Annotated in this window: 16 protein-coding genes; 11 read left to right on the top strand and 5 right to left on the bottom strand. The window is 62.1% G+C overall.

The window, feature by feature from the left end; all coding sequences use genetic code 11:
• Window positions 1-12: 12 nt before the first annotated feature.
• Window positions 13-1092, top strand: a complete 1080-nt coding sequence (locus ASD99_RS09515; protein ID WP_057143409.1) for a tyrosine-type recombinase/integrase — start codon at window positions 13-15, stop codon at window positions 1090-1092.
• A 64-nt stretch (window positions 1093-1156) separates the two neighbouring features.
• On the opposite strand, the gene ASD99_RS09510 is transcribed toward ASD99_RS09515, so the two are convergent.
• A complete protein-coding gene (locus tag ASD99_RS09510; RefSeq protein WP_057143408.1) occupies window positions 1157-2050 on the bottom strand; it encodes an alpha/beta fold hydrolase in 894 nt (297 codons plus the stop codon).
• A 241-nt stretch (window positions 2051-2291) separates the two neighbouring features.
• A complete protein-coding gene (locus ASD99_RS09505) occupies window positions 2292-4343 on the bottom strand; it encodes a lytic transglycosylase domain-containing protein (protein ID WP_057143407.1) in 2052 nt (683 codons plus the stop codon).
• Window positions 4344-4634: 291 nt separating this feature from the next.
• Between ASD99_RS09505 and dapA the strand changes: the two genes are divergently transcribed.
• Genes dapA through ASD99_RS09490 form a run of 3 tightly spaced genes read left to right on the top strand, consistent with a single transcriptional unit; the run spans window position 4635 to window position 6765 of the window.
• On the top strand, window positions 4635-5516 hold the full coding sequence (dapA, locus tag ASD99_RS09500) for a 4-hydroxy-tetrahydrodipicolinate synthase (RefSeq protein WP_057143426.1): 882 nt from the start codon (window positions 4635-4637) through the stop codon (window positions 5514-5516).
• A gap of 25 nt (window positions 5517-5541) precedes the next feature.
• Window positions 5542-6021: an SsrA-binding protein SmpB gene (gene smpB, locus ASD99_RS09495; protein WP_013532594.1), complete on the top strand. Its 480-nt coding sequence runs from the start codon at window positions 5542-5544 to the stop codon at window positions 6019-6021.
• A 15-nt stretch (window positions 6022-6036) separates the two neighbouring features.
• The gene (locus ASD99_RS09490) at window positions 6037-6765 is read left to right on the top strand and encodes a GH25 family lysozyme (RefSeq protein WP_057143406.1); all 729 of its coding nucleotides are present in this window, start codon (window positions 6037-6039) and stop codon (window positions 6763-6765) included.
• 38 nt (window positions 6766-6803) lie between these two features.
• On the opposite strand, the gene ASD99_RS09485 is transcribed toward ASD99_RS09490, so the two are convergent.
• Entirely contained in the window at window positions 6804-7166 is a 363-nt protein-coding gene (locus ASD99_RS09485; RefSeq protein ID WP_057143405.1) for a winged helix-turn-helix transcriptional regulator, read from the bottom strand.
• 110 nt (window positions 7167-7276) lie between these two features.
• Between ASD99_RS09485 and ASD99_RS09480 the strand changes: the two genes are divergently transcribed.
• Complete coding sequence (locus ASD99_RS09480) at window positions 7277-8290, top strand: zinc-binding alcohol dehydrogenase family protein (RefSeq protein WP_057143404.1); 1014 nt, start codon at window positions 7277-7279, stop codon at window positions 8288-8290.
• Window positions 8291-8381: 91 nt separating this feature from the next.
• On the opposite strand, the gene ASD99_RS09475 is transcribed toward ASD99_RS09480, so the two are convergent.
• Complete coding sequence (locus tag ASD99_RS09475; RefSeq protein WP_057143403.1) at window positions 8382-9038, bottom strand: uracil-DNA glycosylase; 657 nt, start codon at window positions 9036-9038, stop codon at window positions 8382-8384.
• A gap of 11 nt (window positions 9039-9049) precedes the next feature.
• Window positions 9050-9631 (bottom strand): NYN domain-containing protein, encoded by a 582-nt coding sequence (locus tag ASD99_RS09470; protein ID WP_056580489.1) that lies wholly within the window; start codon window positions 9629-9631, stop codon window positions 9050-9052.
• A 327-nt stretch (window positions 9632-9958) separates the two neighbouring features.
• On the opposite strand from ASD99_RS09470, the gene rpoZ reads away from it, so the two are divergent.
• From rpoZ to acpS, 6 genes are all read left to right on the top strand, one after another.
• Window positions 9959-10360 carry a DNA-directed RNA polymerase subunit omega gene (rpoZ, locus tag ASD99_RS09465; protein WP_056580487.1) on the top strand — a complete coding sequence of 134 codons (402 nt, stop codon included), beginning with the start codon at window positions 9959-9961 and terminating at the stop codon, window positions 10358-10360.
• Window positions 10361-10488: 128 nt separating this feature from the next.
• The gene (locus ASD99_RS09460; RefSeq protein ID WP_056580484.1) at window positions 10489-12717 is read left to right on the top strand and encodes a RelA/SpoT family protein; all 2229 of its coding nucleotides are present in this window, start codon (window positions 10489-10491) and stop codon (window positions 12715-12717) included.
• Window positions 12718-12782: 65 nt separating this feature from the next.
• Complete coding sequence (gene pyrE, locus ASD99_RS09455; protein ID WP_057143402.1) at window positions 12783-13361, top strand: orotate phosphoribosyltransferase; 579 nt, start codon at window positions 12783-12785, stop codon at window positions 13359-13361.
• A 13-nt stretch (window positions 13362-13374) separates the two neighbouring features.
• Complete coding sequence (locus ASD99_RS09450) at window positions 13375-13755, top strand: VOC family protein (protein ID WP_200950981.1); 381 nt, start codon at window positions 13375-13377, stop codon at window positions 13753-13755.
• Between the two features lie 256 nt (window positions 13756-14011).
• Window positions 14012-14611 (top strand): DUF2062 domain-containing protein, encoded by a 600-nt coding sequence (locus ASD99_RS09445; protein WP_057143401.1) that lies wholly within the window; start codon window positions 14012-14014, stop codon window positions 14609-14611.
• Complete coding sequence (gene acpS, locus ASD99_RS09440) at window positions 14608-15021, top strand: holo-ACP synthase (RefSeq protein WP_056580473.1); 414 nt, start codon at window positions 14608-14610, stop codon at window positions 15019-15021. The genes ASD99_RS09445 and acpS overlap by 4 nt, the downstream gene beginning before the upstream one ends.
• Window positions 15022-15090 lie beyond the last annotated feature (69 nt).

Raw genomic sequence — 15090 nt, 5'->3', positions numbered from 1 at the left:
GGGGTGTGGCAAATGATGACGACCGAAGCGATTCAAGAGGGTGAGCCCTCCGATCATTTTTCGATGTTTTCTTCTCAAAATTCGACGATACGATACAGTTACAACAAGATCAGAGAAGTAAAGTCGTACAGGGTCGGAGAGCTTTTTTTAGCATACCGGGACATATTGTGGGATGATGGGCGGCATAAATACAATGTCAGCTCTTTCATCGGCGAGATAGATGAGCTTCTCCTTGGGGAGCGGTTCAGCGCCTTTGACCAGAGTACCCTGGACAACCTTATCGGCACCTTGCGCCAGCGCGGCAACAGCAACGCAACCATCAATCGAAAGATGGCTGCCCTCAGCAAACTGCTGCGCAAGGCTCATAAGATGGGAGATATCCACAGCCTGCCCGAGTTCCGCCGCCAGAAGGAGCGGGCGGGACGGATTCGTTTCCTCGAGAGGGACGAAGAGGCCAGGCTGTTCGCTGCCATCAAGAGCCGCAGCGAGGACGCCTACAGGCTTTCCGTCTTCCTGGTCGACACCGGATGCCGTCTCGGTGAGGCGCTTGGGCTGATCTGGAATGATATCCAGGAGCATCGTGTCAGTTTCTGGATTACCAAATCCGGCCGCAGCCGCACCATTCCGATGACCGAGCGGGTCAAGGAGGTCATCAAGCTGCCTCCGCAAGAGGGCCGTCGGCCCAAGGGACCGTTCACCAAGCTCAGCCAGGCACAGTTCCGTGCCATCTGGAACGACGCGAAGGCCGAAGTCGGCCTTGGCGCCGACGACCAGGTGGTGCCGCACATATTGCGCCACACCTGCGCCTCGCGTCTTGTCCAGGGCGGCATCGATATCAGGCGCGTGCAGATGTGGCTCGGCCACCAGACGCTGTCGATGACCATGCGTTACGCGCATCTGGCCACCAACGATCTCGATGGCTGCGTGGTTGTCCTGGAGAAACCTCGCGACCAGCCAACAAGCAGTGGGGAGGGGTCCGTGTTTTCATCGCCCGTGACCACGCCTTCGTCCCCGGTGGCGGCACGGAAACAGAAGGGCGAACCGGCCGCGGCCTCGCCGAAAGCGCCTCGGAAAAGTTCAAAAGCCAAGTAGGCTGGCGAGTTAGCCAATACTGTTGTAACGACCCCAGGACCTTGGTTGGTCTTGGGGTTTACTTTTACATGTACTGTCGCTCGGCCCGATCGAGAAAAGCCGCGATGTGGTTGGGCAGGCTGCCGGTATCAAGGAAAGGGGCGTGGCCCTGGCCCTCGACGGTGATCGTTTCCATCATGGAATGATGCTCTCGCATCTGCTGTAGCGTGTCTATGGACAGCAATCTAGAATTGGCGCCGCGTATGGCGAGCAGAGGAATCGCGGCCAACGCCTCGAATTGCGGCCATAGATCAGGCAAAGGCTGCGTCAGATCGAGACTGGCAACGGTATCGACTAGGTGCGGGTCGAAATCCGGCACCAGGCCGCCGTCCGTTTCGCGGTAGAGAGCCCATACCATCCGATCCCAATCCGCCCCGGCAAGGGCGGAGAAGTCCTTGCCGTGTACGCCGCGCTGGGCGGCAGTCGCCTGTACGCGGGTTTTCGGTGTCGGGTCGCGCTCGAGATAAGACTGGATATGGGCAAGCCCAGCCGCCTCGATCACCGGTCCGATGTCATTGAAAACAATGGCTTTCAGGACCGTCGACCGCATCACCCCGAGCACATGGATGATCAGCCCGCCGCGCGACGTGCCGATGAAGGCTGCTTCCTCGATGTTCAGCGCCGCCAGCCCGGCAAGGACGTCGCCAGCCTCGACACCGACATTGTAGTGACTGATATCGGGGTCGTAGGCGGATTGCCCGCGCCCGCGATAGTCGAACGCAATGACCTTTCGCGGATTTGCCGCATGCGTCGACAGATAGAGCGCCAGCTCGTGAAAATCCCTGGCATTGCGGGTCAGACCCGGCAGGCAGACGACCGGCCAGCGGCCGGAGTTTGCTTGGCCATAGACGCGCGCATGAAGGTCAAGCCCATCCGGTGCGGTGTAGAAGAAATCGGAGAAAAGTTGGTCACTTGACATCTGGGCGCGATTCCTTGCCGTTGCCGGCTCGTCTAAGACTGCTACAGGCGAGGGTAGGGATGGTCAAATGGAAGGCGCTCTTCCCTTCCCCCCTTGTGAGGGAAGGTGGATCGGCGCGCAGCACCGAGACGGATGAGGGGTGTTCCAGCGGAGTGAGGCGTTGCTGTTTTCTGGAACACCCCTCATCCGACCGCGCTTCGCGAGGCCACCTTCTCCCACAGGGGGAGAAGGGAAGAAAGTCTCAACTCCGTCCGTTCACCAGATCGCCAACGATGTCGTATTTGCCGGAAATACGCATCTTGTAGACCTCGTAATTTTCCATCACGCGCTGAACGTAACTTCTTGTTTCCGTATAGGGAATCCGCTCGATCCAGTCGACGACCGCGTCGATGTCCTTGCCGCGCGGATCGCCATATCTGGCCACCCACTGGCTGGCACGGTTGGGGCCTGCATTGTAGCCGGCGAAGGTCAGCACATAGGAGCCGTTGAAGCGATCGAGCTGCTCGCCGAGGAAGGCCGAACCAAGCGTCGCATTGTACCCGGCGTCGGTGGTCAGCCGTGTCTGCGAAAACTGCAATCCGGCCTTTTTCGCCAATTGCTTGGCGGTTCCCGGCATCAGCTGCAGCAACCCGCGCGCGCCGGCGCTGGAAACGGCGCCGATGTTGAATTCGCTTTCCTGGCGGGCGATCGCATAGGCCAGCGCCTTGCCCGAGCCGGAAATGTCAGCCGAATCGGGAATGACGCCGAGCGGATGCGACAGTGCGCCGACATCGATGCCACGCGCGCCGGCGATCTTGCCGACTTTCAGCGCCATGAAATGGTTGCCCTGCTTTTCCGCAAGGACAGCCAGCAGCGCCAATTCGCCCGGGCTGGTCAACTGCCCGGCAAGGTCGCGATAGAGCGTCTCGGCATAGCGGTCGTAGCCCGCCTCTTGCAGCCGCTTGATGGCGCTGACGGCCTCGCGGCCGGCAAAATTTTGCCGGTCGGCTGCACTTGGCTGCGGATAGACAATGTTCAGCGCCTGCCGGCCGACGCGTTCGGCAGCAAGCTGGCCGTAAAATGTCGTGCCGTAGGCCGCTGCGCGCGCAAAATAGTCTTTGGCGTTGCCAGGACCGCCGACCTCCGCCGCACGGCCGAGCCAGTAATAGGCACGCGACAGCGTCATCGGCCCTTGGGCAAGGTCGGTGATGCGCGCGAAATGCGTTGCGGCAAGCTTGGGGTCGCTCAGGCCACGCAGCGCGTACCAGCCGGCATGGAATTCAGCATCCGCCGCATTGGTGGCACTTTCGGCGGCGTGCGTGGCGACGATCCGGTAAGCCGTCTTCATGTCGCCCTGGTCGACCATTTCGCGCGACAGCACCCGGCGCTCGACCCACCAGGCATCCGGATCGACCAGAGCGTCACGATCGGCCGGTGCCTGCATCACAATGGCTGCGGCGCCGGCAAAATCCTCGTGCTTGCGCAGATATTCGGCCTGCGCGAAGAAATAGCCGGCCGAACGTTGTGCCGCCGGCACTGCCTTCAGCAGTTTGGCTGCGTTCTTGTTGCCTTTGTCCGCCGCCGCCCAGGCATCGGCGAGCTGCTGGGCGCCGGCAAGGCCGGCGACGCGCAGGGCGGAATTGGCGCGGTCGGCATAGAACATGCGCTCCATGCGAAAACGGTGGTCGGCAGCCGGGATCAGGTTACCGAACTCCTTGATCAGCGCCGTCTCGTCCTTGGCCTCCAGGATCGCGGTGCGCCAGAACGGCGAAAGCACCGAGCGCGCCGCCTTGGCATTGCCAGACGCCACATAGGCACTGGCAAGGACCATCACGCCTTCGAATGTCTGGGGCTGGCTGCCATCGAACGCCCTGACAACGATGTCGGGAGCAGGGTTCTCGCGATAGAGCGCGCGCTCGCTGTTCTTGCGCAGGGCGACGGTGCCGGGCCAATTCGGCAGCATCTTCGCTGCGGCGGCGATATCGCCGCTCGGAACCTTGTCTCCGCCATAAAGCGCGATCGCCCAGGCAAGGATGTGCTGGTCGAGCGAGTGATCGGGAAGGGCATCGCGCACGCCTCGCGCGCCGGGAATGTCGCCAGCCGCCAGCGCATCCAGCCCGCTCCTCAAGATCGCGACGCTCTGCGAGGGCGCCTGTTGCGCCTTGGCCCGCAGGCCTGGCATCGGGATGACCGAGCCCGGCATCGGGATGGCCGAAGTGACCTGCACATCGACGCTGCCGCCGATCGCCATGCCCGGAATCAGCGCGAGCGTGGCGCCAAGCAGCGCGAAAAGGTGAGGCCGACTGCCCGGCATGATCCTAAGTCTTTCCTTGTCCTGGCATTCTACCAGCAGGCGAAGATGCCTCGAAGCCTAAACTTAGGTCGTGAAGAGCCCGTAAACAAAGAGTTAGCGAGGCCGTTCGAATTGCGCTTGCTGGCACCATGGCAATGCTTGCCGCGCAACCATGTCGAGACTATGGTGCGCCGCTTCGCTTTCGGTTAGAAGGCGCGCACGACAAAAAACCGATGCATGTCGCCCAAAAGTGGATACCGGTTTTGGGCCAACGACATGCATGAACAAGGAAGTACCAAGGAGTTGGACGACATGCTGAGAGGCTCGCTTACTGCGCTCGTGACACCGTTCGAAAAGAGCGGGCGTTTCGACGAGAAAGCCTTTCGCGCGTTCGTCGAATGGCAACTCGCGGAAGGCACGACAGGACTGGTTCCCGTGGGCACCACCGGCGAGTCGCCGACGCTGTCGCATGACGAGCACCGCCAAGTCGTCAAGGTGTGCATCGAGGTTGCCAAGGGGCGCGTTCCGGTCGTTGCCGGCGCCGGTTCCAACAACACCGAGGAAGCCGTCGGGCTCGTGCAGTATGCCGAGAAGGCCGGCGCCGATGCCGCCCTGGTCGTCACGCCCTATTACAACAAGCCGACGCAACGCGGCCTGTACGAGCACTTCGCTGCCGTTGCAAGGGCGACCAAGCTGCCGATCATCATCTACAACATCCCGCCGCGCTCGGTGATCGACATGACTCCGGAGACGATGGGCCAGCTCGCGCACGACTTCAAGAATATCGTCGGCGTCAAGGATGCCACCGGCAAGGTCGAGCGGGTCTCCGAGCAGCGCGCCACATGCGGCAAGGATTTCATCCAGCTTTCGGGCGAGGATGCTTCGGCGCTTGGCTTCAATGCGCATGGCGGCGTCGGCTGCATTTCGGTGACCTCGAATGTCGCGCCGCGACTGTGCGCGGAATTCCAGGAGGCGACTTTGTCCGGCGACAGCGCCAAGGCGCTGGAATTGCAGGATCGCCTGCTGCCGCTGCACAAGGCGATCTTCATCGAGCCTGGCGTTTCCGGCGCCAAATATGCGCTGTCGAAGCTGGGCAAGGTCGAAAACGTGCTCCGCTCGCCGCTTGTCACGGTCGAGGATGTGACCGCAGCAAAGATTGATGCGGCCATGAAGCACGCCGGCTTGATAAACTAGGGATGAGGCGCCACCTCTCCGCATCATGAATCAAGTCAGAAAAGCCGATCCCAACAACAAGACCGTTTCGGAAAACCGCAAGGCGCGGTTTTCCTACGAGGTGCTCGACACGGTCGAGGCCGGTCTGGTGCTGACCGGCACCGAGGTCAAGTCGCTGCGCCAGGGCCAGGCCAACATCCAGGACAGCTACGCCTCGGTCGAAGGCGGCGAGATCTGGCTGATCAACTCCTATCTGCCGGAATATCTGCAGGCCAACCGCTTCAACCACGAGCCTCGCCGGCGCCGCAAGCTTCTGCTCAACAAGCGCGAGATGGCAAAACTGTCGCAGAGCGTCGACCGCGAAGGCATGACGCTGGTGCCGCTGAAAATCTATTTCAACGACCAGGGCCGCGCCAAGCTGCTGCTCGCCGTCGGCCGCGGCAAGAAACTGCACGACAAGCGCGAATCCGAAAAGCAGCGCGACTGGTCGCGCGAGAAGGGTCGGCTGTTGAAGGAGCGTGGGTAGGCTGGGACTATTCGTTTGAAGAACCGGATTGCCCTCTTTGGTTTGGCCAGCCTCGTCTTGGTATGTTTCGTCGCAGCAGGCGGCTATCTCTATTTCAGGGCATTCTCGCCGGATCGCGATAAATATCCGGTCAGGGGCATCGACGTCTCCCATCATCAGGGCCAGATCGATTGGCGCCGTGTTGCCGCCGACGATGTCGCCTTTGCTGTCATCAAGGCGACCGAAGGCGGCGATCATGTCGACGATGCCTTCGCGCGGAATCTGGAAGAGGCCCGCGCCGCCGGCCTCGCCGTCGGCGCCTATCATTTCTTCACCTTCTGCCGGCCCGGCGCCGACCAGGCGAAGAATTTCATCTCGGTGGTGCCGCATGATCAGCCGCTGCTGCCGCCGGTCGTCGACATCGAATTCGGCGGCAACTGCCCGCAACGGCCGACACCCGAGCAACTGAGCGCCGAATTGGCCGCGTTCCTCGCCCCGGTCGAGGCAGCGTTCGGCAAGCCTGCGATTGTCTATCTGACCGACGAGGCAGCGCAAACCTATGCCGGGCGCATCGCTGCCCGTTCGCTCTGGCTTCGCTCATTGCTTCTGGAGCCGGATCGCGATGACTGGATCTACTGGCAGTACCACAACAGGGGGCGCGTCGACGGCATCAATGGCGATGTCGACCTGAATGTGCTGCAGGGTGGACCAGCGGTTTTGGCCGCGCTGTCTGCTACATCGCCGGTCGCTCCGGGAACTCAGTGATTCCCCTGAACCACTGAGAGATATCGGTCGCAGTCGTTTCATGCCGCAGCCTGGGAAACCTCCGGCGTGAGCGTGACATTGGCATCGCCCCAGATTTTCAGGGCGGTGATCACCGGCTCCAGGCTTCTGCCGCGTGGCGTCAGGCTGTATTCCACCTTCGGCGGCACCTGTGCATAAACCTTACGGGCGATGAGCCCATCCGTCTCCAGTTCGCGCAACTGGTTGGTCAGCATGCGCTGCGTGCAGTTGGGAATGCGCCGGCGGATCTCGTTGAAGCGCATCGTGCCTTCGAACAGGTGGTAGAGCACGACGCCTTTCCACTTCCCGTCGATATAGCGGAGGGTTCCCTCCACGGCGCAGCCGGGGCTGCAATCGAATCGCTCATGGCGAATGCGCGGCATGACGGTATCCTTTTCGACACTATGTGCTTTATATGTGCATTCTTGCGCTTGGCGCACATAATCCGCATCTCTGCTCTAGACAACGCTCAACACCAATCGCGGAGACCAGAATGCGCGCCGTCGGCTATCAAATCCCAGCCCCCATCACCGATGAGACCTCCCTTGTCGATATCGACCTGCCAAAGCCGGAGCCGAAAGGCCGTCAACTGCTGGTCGAGGTGAGGGCAATCTCGGTCAATCCGGTCGACACCAAGGTCCGGCGAAGCGCCAAACCCGAAGCTGGAACGTGGCGGGTGCTCGGCTGGGATGCCGCCGGCCGGGTCGCTGCGACCGGTCCGGACGCCAGCCTGTTCAAACCGGGTGACGATGTCTTTTATTCCGGCGCGCTGGCGCCGCAAGGCACCAATGCCGAATTCCAGCTCGTCGACGAGCGCCTTGTTGGCCGCAAGCCCGGCTCGCTCGACTATGCGCAGGCGGCGGCGCTGCCGCTGACGGCGATCACGGCATGGGAGGCTCTGTTCGACCGTCTCGATGTGAAGAAGCCCGTCGCGGGCGCTGCAAATGCCATCCTCATCATCGGCGGCGCCGGTGGCGTTGGCTCGATCGCGGTGCAGCTTGCGCGCCAACTGACCGATCTGACTGTCATCGCCACCGCGTCAAGGCCCGAGACGCGCGACTGGGTCCTTGGGCTTGGCGCCCATCATGTCGTCGATCATTCAAAGCCGCTCAGCGGTGAAGTCGCGGCACTCGGCATCGGCGCACCCGCCTTTGTGTTCTCGACAACCAACACCGACCGGCACCTGGCCGAGATTGCCGAATTGATCGCACCGCAAGGCCGGTTCGGCTTGATCGACGATCCCCAAACGCTCGACATCAATCCGTTCAAGCGCAAGAGCGTTTCGGTCCATTGGGAACTGATGTTCACCCGCTCACTGTTCGAGACGCAGGACATGGCCGCACAGGGTGAGCATCTGAATGAATTGGCCCGGCTTGTCGACGCAGGCACCATCCGCACGACGCTGGGCGAGACCTTCGGTCCTATCAATGCCGCCAATCTGAAGCGCGCTCATGCGCTGATCGAGACCGGCAAGGCCAAGGGCAAGATCGTGCTTGAAGGGTTCTGAAGCAATTCCAGGAAAAGTGTGAAACGGTTTTCCCGGGAAAAGCGCGTAGCGCTTCCCTTGGGAATTGCGTAAAAACAAAGACGGGGCGGCGCTATGTCCGCAAGAACGCCGCTATCTGGCTGAAAACGCTGACGAACATCGCTTCGGTCAGCACGCCGGTGTTGGTGTTGTAGCGTGAGCAGTGATAGCTCGAAAACAGCGTGATGCCTCCGGCCGGTAGCTGCCCGCCATGCTTGAACGGGTAGGCGGCGACGCGCCCACCCAGCGCCCGCACTGTCGACTGATGCGCGATCGACCCCAGCGCCAGCACGGCGCGCAGGTTGGGGAACCGGGCGATCGTCGGCACCAGGAATGTCCGGCACGTGGCAATCTCGGCACCCACCGGCTTGTTCTCCGGTGGCACGCAGCGCACCGCATTGGTGATCGCCGTGCCGACCAACTCCAATCCGTCGTCGGGTCTGGCCTTGAATTCGCCGCGCGCAAAACCGTGCGAAATCAGCGTCGAGTAGAGCAGGTCGCCGGCATAGTCGCCGGTGAAGGGACGCCCGGTGCGGTTGGCGCCGCGCAGCCCGGGCGCCAGCCCGACGATCAGCAACTGAACCGCAGGGTCACCCTCCGGCGGCAGGAAGGTCGGCACCGGCGCATTGAACCAGGATGGCTCGCGCTGCCGCCAGTCGGCGATGAAATCGTGCAGCCGCGGGCAGAACGGGCAGTCGCGGCCGGGTTCGGAGGCGGAAAGGGCGGTCAAGGCAACCGGCCTCAGTAGTCGTCCTCGTCGACTTCGGCTGGCTCGGGCCTGCGCACCGGCCGCTCGGATGGATCGCGGCCGACCTCGTTCTTCAGCGTTGCCAGGTCGATGAAATGGTCGGCCTGGCGGCGCAGATCGTCGGAGATCATCGGCGGCTGTGAGGCCATGGTCGACACGATCGACACCTTGCGGCCACGGCGCTGCAGTGCCTCGACCAGCGTGCGGAAATCGCCGTCACCGGAAAAGATGACATAGTGGTCGACGACATCGGCTAGCTCCAGCGCATCGACCGTGAGCTCGATGTCCATATTGCCCTTGATCTTGCGGCGGCCGGTCGAGTCGGTGAATTCCTTGGCCGGCTTGGTGACCACCTTGAAGCCGTTATAGTCGAGCCAATCGATCAGCGGACGGATCGAGGAGTATTCCTGATCCTCGACCAGTGCCGTGTAGTAATAGGCGCGCAGCAGATAGCCACGCTTCTGGAAGCTCGACAGAAGCTTGCGGTAGTCGATGTCGAAGCCGAGCGCGCGCGACGTCGCGTAGAGATTGGCGCCGTCGATGAATAGGGCGATTTTTTCACGAGGATCGAACATGGAAAATATTCCTTCTCGAAATAAACGGCCGTCTAAACGAAATGCGATAGCGAAGATCGGTCAGGCTCATAATAAACCGGCTGACCTCTACGCCATCCGAGATAGCGCCAGTTTCGCGGCAATCCAAGGGCGTGGTGCGGCACTGCAAGCAATTGTGATCGGGACACCCAATGCATAAGTAGAGACAGGTTTTGCCGAATCGGGTGTTAGAACGAAAGATTGGGCGCCCTGCGGCCTGGCCATTGCCATGATGCTTGTATTTTGGCGGCGTTCGGGTTATGGACCGCGCCTGTTTTCCATCAAATCCATCGCATGAAAGGGGCATCCATGGCCCGCGTAACCGTTGAAGATTGCATCGACAAGGTCGACAACCGCTTCGAGCTGGTGCTGTTGGCCGGCCACCGCGCCCGGCAGATCAGCCAGGGCGCGCCGATCACCGTGCCGCGTGACAACGACAAGAACCCGGTCGTGGCGCTGCGCGAGATCGCCGACGAGACGCTTTCGCCCGACGACCTCAAGGAAGACCTGATCCATTCGCTGCAGAAGCATGTCGAGGTCGACGAGCCCGAGGCCGATGGCGAGGCGATTGCCGATCAGACCGGCGCCGCCGTTGCGGCCACCGACGCCGGTGACGCCGAGGAGAACATCACCTTCGACCGGATGACCGAGGAAGATCTCCTGGCCGGCATCGAGGGACTGGTGCCGCCGGAAAAGAGCGACGACTACTAAGCGAGCGATCTGGACCTGCCTGGAATACGTTTCCGGCACTTCCGTCCAGTCAGTTTCGTGGCTATCTATGAGATGCGCCGTACGCTTGTGCGGCGCATCAATCATTTCAGCACCGCGAGATTCCGCCCATGATGCGTCAGTATGAGCTTGTCGAGCGCGTCCAGCGCTACAAGCCTGACGTCAACGAGGCGCTGCTCAACAAGGCCTATGTCTATGCCATGCAGAAGCATGGCCATCAGAAGCGTGCTTCCGGCGATCCCTATTTCTCGCACCCGCTCGAAGTCGCCGCCATCCTCACCGAAATGCACATGGACGAGGCGACGATCGCGGTCGCCCTGCTGCACGACACCATCGAGGACACCACCGCGACGCGGGCCGAGATCGACGAGCTGTTCGGGCCCGAAATGGGCAAGCTGGTCGAGGGACTGACCAAGCTCAAGAAGCTCGACCTGGTGTCGAAGAAGGCCGAACAGGCGGAAAACCTGCGCAAGCTTCTGCTGGCGATTTCGGAAGACGTCCGCGTCCTCCTGGTCAAGCTCGCCGACCGTTTGCACAACATGCGCACCCTCGACCATATGCCGGAGGCCAAGCGCCTGCGCATCGCCGAGGAGACGATGGACATCTATGCGCCGCTGGCCGGGCGCATGGGCATGCAAGGCATGCGCGAGGAACTGGAGGAGCTCGCCTTCCGCTATATCAATCCGGAAGCCTATCGCGCCGTCACCGCCCGGCTCGCCGAAATCTTCGAGCGCAACAAGGATGTGCTGACCGATATCGAGAAGGCGCTGTCCACGCTGTTCGAAAAGCATGCGATCAAGGCAGGTGTGAAGAGCCGCCAGAAGAAGCCGTGGTCGGTGTTCCGCAAGATGGAGGCCAAGGCACTGTCCTTCGAGCAGCTGTCCGACATCTTCGGCTTCCGCGTCGTCGTCGACACGGTCGAGGATTGCTACCGGGCGCTTGGCGCCATCCACACCACATGGTCGATGGTTCCGGGCCGCTTTAAGGATTACATCTCGACGCCGAAGCAGAACGACTACCGGTCGATCCACACCACCATCGTCGGGCCATCGCGCCAGCGCGTCGAGCTGCAGATACGCACCCACCAGATGAACAAGATCGCCGAATACGGCGTCGCCGCGCATTCGATCTACAAGGACACCGGTGGCAAGACGAACGGTGCCGCCCACGCCATCTCGAAGGAGACCAACGCCTATGCCTGGCTGCGGCGCACCATCGAGCAGCTTGCCGAGGGCGACAATCCCGAGGATTTCCTTGAGAACACCAAGCTGGAGCTGTTCCAGGACCAGGTGTTCTGCTTCACCCCGAAAGGCATGCTGATTGCGTTGCCGCGCGGCGCGACACCGATCGACTTTGCCTATGCGGTGCACACCGATGTCGGCGACACCTGCGTCGGTGCCAAGGTCAACGGCCGCATCATGCCGCTGATGACGGAACTGAAGAACGGCGATGAGGTCGAGATCATCCGCTCTAAGGCGCAGGTGCCGCCGGCGGCGTGGGAATCGGTCGTCGTCACCGGAAAGGCACGCTCGGCGATCCGTCGAGCCACAAAAAACGCCATCCGCAAGCAGTATTCGGGTCTTGGTGTCCGCATCCTGGAACGCGCCTTCGAGCGCGCCGGAAAGACCTTCACCAAGGAGAGCCTGAAGCAGGTGCTGCACCGTTTGGCGCGCAAGGACATCGAGGATGTGTTGGCCTCGGTCGGGCGTGGCGAGCTCGCTTCCGCCGACGTCATGAAGGCGGTGTTCCCCGACTACAAGGACGAGCGCGTCACGACGGCCGCACCCAAGCCGCGCGAGGAGGGCTGGTCGAAGATCCGCAACGCCGCCGGCATGCTATTCCAAATTCCGGGCCGTGCCGCGCGCAAGGACAAGGACCAGCCGCGCGATGGCGCCGTGCCGATCCGCGGCGTGCGCGGCGACCTACCGGTGCGCTTCGCGCCGGAAGGAGCAGTGCCTGGCGACCGCATCGTCGGCATCGTCCAGCCGGGCACCGGCATCACCATCTATCCGATCCAGTCGCCGGCGCTGCAGGCGTTCGACGACCAGCCCGAGCGCTGGATCGACGTGCGCTGGGATATTGACGAGCGCACCAAGGAGCGCTTTCCGGCGCGCGTCTCCGTCACCGCCATCAACGCGCCGGGTTCACTCGCCGATATTGCCCAGGTGGTTGCCTCGAACGACGCCAACATCCATACGTTGTCGATGGTGCGCACCGCGCCCGACTTCACCGAGATGCTGATCGATCTCGAAGTCTGGGATCTGAAGCACCTCAACCGGCTGCTGTCGCAGCTCAAGGACAATTCGAGCGTCAGCGATGCAAGGCGTGTCAATGGCTAGACCATGATCCCGAAAAGTGGGAACCGGTTTTCGGACAAGATCATGGTTAATCAACAGAGGCAGACATGAACACCGATGAAGTGCTGGGCATTTTCCGCGAGGCGGGTGCTGTTCTCGAAGGGCATTTCATTTTGACCTCCGGCCTGCGCAGTCCGGTCTTTCTGCAGAAGGCACGCGTGTTCATGCATGCCGACAAAACCGAGCGGCTGTGCAAGGCGCTGGCCGAGAAGATCCGCGCGGCGGTGCCTGGCAAGATCGACTATGTCGTCGGTCCGGCGATCGGCGGGCTGATCCCGGCCTACGAGACATCGCGCCATCTCGACGTGCCGGCGATCTGGGTCGAGCGGGAAGGGGGCGAGTTCCGCTTGCGTCGCTTCGAGATCGCCAGGGGCGCGCGTGTCGTCATCGTCGAGGACATCGTCACCACCGGCCTCTCGATCCGCGAGACCATCGAGTGCCTGCGCGAACTTGGCGCCGAAGTGGTTGCCGCGGCCTGCATCATCGACCGTTCCGCCGGCAAGACCGACGTCGGCGTGCCGCTGATCGCGCTCGCCGAATATGAGGTTCCTGCCTATCCGGCCGACCGGCTGCCACCGGAGTTGGCCGCCATCCCGGCGGTCAAGCCCGGCAGCCGCAATATCTGACGATGAGGCGATGATGGTCGTCGGCATCGATCATTTTGTGCTGACGGTCGCTTCGCTGGAAGTAACCTGCGCCTTTTATCAGCGTGTGCTTGGCTTTGAGCGCATCGATACGCCAGGCCGGCCGACGGCGCTGGCTTTCGGCAATCAGAAGATCAACGTACATGAGATCGGTCGCACCTTCGAACCGAAGGCGAAGGCGCCAACGCCTGGCTCGGGTGATTTCTGCCTCATCACGGCCCGGCCGCTCGCCGAGATATGCGCCAGCCTGGCAGCCAATGGCGTTGTTGTGGAACTCGGTCCGGTCGAACGTATCGGAGCCCGAGGTCCGATGATGTCGGTCTATTTCCGCGACCCGGACGGCAATCTGGTCGAGGTCAGCGAATACCTGCCGTAGCCGCCGGCGACGCCGCGCTTTTCGGCGATGCGACTGCCGGTTCCTTAAATTCGCCGCGATTGTCCAATGTTCGAAGTAAGACCTGCCACCCCGAAGGGCGGCAACAGCGCGCGCCGCACATTCGGTGTTTGGTTGTTCTTGCGCCAGCGCGTCGTTATATAAGGTTGCGATTGCCATGGGGTGATCGTCAAGCGCAAGATGTGGCTGTCACGCCCGGCCGAAGCTGCCGGCGCGGAAGCTGTGGAACGGGAACAGAGTGCTTTTTCGACGCCGCAAGCCTGATGGCCTTTTCGAGCGGGTGCGCACCTACCTTTGGCCGCGCCGCTCGTTTTCGCGCTCTCTTCAGTATTTTTCCAAGCGCATCCTGCGGCTGAAGGCCACACCGCATGCGGTCGCCGCCGGCGTTGCGGCCGGCGTCTTCGCTTCCTTTTTTCCCGTCGGTTTCCATTTCATCATTGCCGCCATTCTGTGCTGGATGATTGCCGGCAATCTGGTGGCGGCGGCCTTGGGCGCGGTTTTTTTCGGCAACCCGCTGACCTTCCCGTTGCTGTGGGGCGCATCCTGGGAAACAGGCAAGCTCATCTTGCATGATCGGCTACCGGCGCACGGCGCGCCGGCGCATCTGGGCGAGATGCTGCATAACCTCTCCTTTGCGCAATTGTGGAAACCTATTCTTGAGCCGATGCTGATCGGCGCGGTACCGCTCGGGCTGGTGTTCGGCCTCTTGTTCTATGGCGTCACGCGCTGGGGCATGAACGCTTTCCGCGAGCAGCGGCGCAAACGCCTAGCCGAGCGTGCGGTCCGTCATGCGCAGTCGTCCCATCCCAGCGCAAGCATCGGTTCCACTGCGCGATGATCATCGGCATCGGTAGCGACCTGATCGATATCAGACGCATCGAAAAGTCGCTGGAGCGGCACGGCCAGCGTTTCATCCAGAGAATCTACACTGACCTCGAGCAGGCCCGCTCCGAAGGGCGCCGGGCGCGTGCGGCCTCTTATGCCAAGCGTTTCGCCGCCAAGGAGGCCTGCGCCAAGGCGCTGGGCACCGGTCTGGCGCAGGGCGTGTTCTGGCGCGACATGGGTGTCGTCAATCTGCCGAGTGGCGCGCCGACCATGGCGCTGACTGGAGGGGCGCAGGCCAGGCTGGACAAAATCCTGCCAAAGGGCCATCGGGCGGCAATCCACCTCACCATCACGGATGATTTCCCACTCGCTCAAGCCTTTGTGATCATCGAGGCGTTGCCCGTCGAAGAAGCGCCACATTGATTGCATCTGACGACCGGCATGACGTTGCCCAGCGCGCGCCGAGACTCTATACCATCCAACGCACAATCG

This window comes from Mesorhizobium sp. Root695 (genome assembly GCF_001428185.1).
GTDB lineage: Bacteria > Pseudomonadota > Alphaproteobacteria > Rhizobiales > Rhizobiaceae > Mesorhizobium.
This window is presented reverse-complemented; position numbering and strand designations above follow the sequence as displayed.

What these genes read in the sequence shown, in the direction of transcription:
- ASD99_RS09515 (WP_057143409.1), top strand. Translation starts at nt 13, where the DNA reads ATGATGACGACCGAAGCGATTCAAGAGGGTGAGCCCTCCGATCATTTT.
- ASD99_RS09510 (WP_057143408.1), bottom strand. Translation starts at nt 2,050, where the DNA reads ATGTCAAGTGACCAACTTTTCTCCGATTTCTTCTACACCGCACCGGAT.
- ASD99_RS09505 (WP_057143407.1), bottom strand. Translation starts at nt 4,343, where the DNA reads ATGCCGGGCAGTCGGCCTCACCTTTTCGCGCTGCTTGGCGCCACGCTC.
- dapA (WP_057143426.1), top strand. Translation starts at nt 4,635, where the DNA reads ATGCTGAGAGGCTCGCTTACTGCGCTCGTGACACCGTTCGAAAAGAGC.
- smpB (WP_013532594.1), top strand. Translation starts at nt 5,542, where the DNA reads ATGAATCAAGTCAGAAAAGCCGATCCCAACAACAAGACCGTTTCGGAA.
- ASD99_RS09485 (WP_057143405.1), bottom strand. Translation starts at nt 7,166, where the DNA reads ATGCCGCGCATTCGCCATGAGCGATTCGATTGCAGCCCCGGCTGCGCC.
- ASD99_RS09480 (WP_057143404.1), top strand. Translation starts at nt 7,277, where the DNA reads ATGCGCGCCGTCGGCTATCAAATCCCAGCCCCCATCACCGATGAGACC.
- ASD99_RS09470 (WP_056580489.1), bottom strand. Translation starts at nt 9,631, where the DNA reads ATGTTCGATCCTCGTGAAAAAATCGCCCTATTCATCGACGGCGCCAAT.
- rpoZ (WP_056580487.1), top strand. Translation starts at nt 9,959, where the DNA reads ATGGCCCGCGTAACCGTTGAAGATTGCATCGACAAGGTCGACAACCGC.
- ASD99_RS09460 (WP_056580484.1), top strand. Translation starts at nt 10,489, where the DNA reads ATGATGCGTCAGTATGAGCTTGTCGAGCGCGTCCAGCGCTACAAGCCT.
- pyrE (WP_057143402.1), top strand. Translation starts at nt 12,783, where the DNA reads ATGAACACCGATGAAGTGCTGGGCATTTTCCGCGAGGCGGGTGCTGTT.
- ASD99_RS09450 (WP_200950981.1), top strand. Translation starts at nt 13,375, where the DNA reads ATGGTCGTCGGCATCGATCATTTTGTGCTGACGGTCGCTTCGCTGGAA.
- acpS (WP_056580473.1), top strand. Translation starts at nt 14,608, where the DNA reads ATGATCATCGGCATCGGTAGCGACCTGATCGATATCAGACGCATCGAA.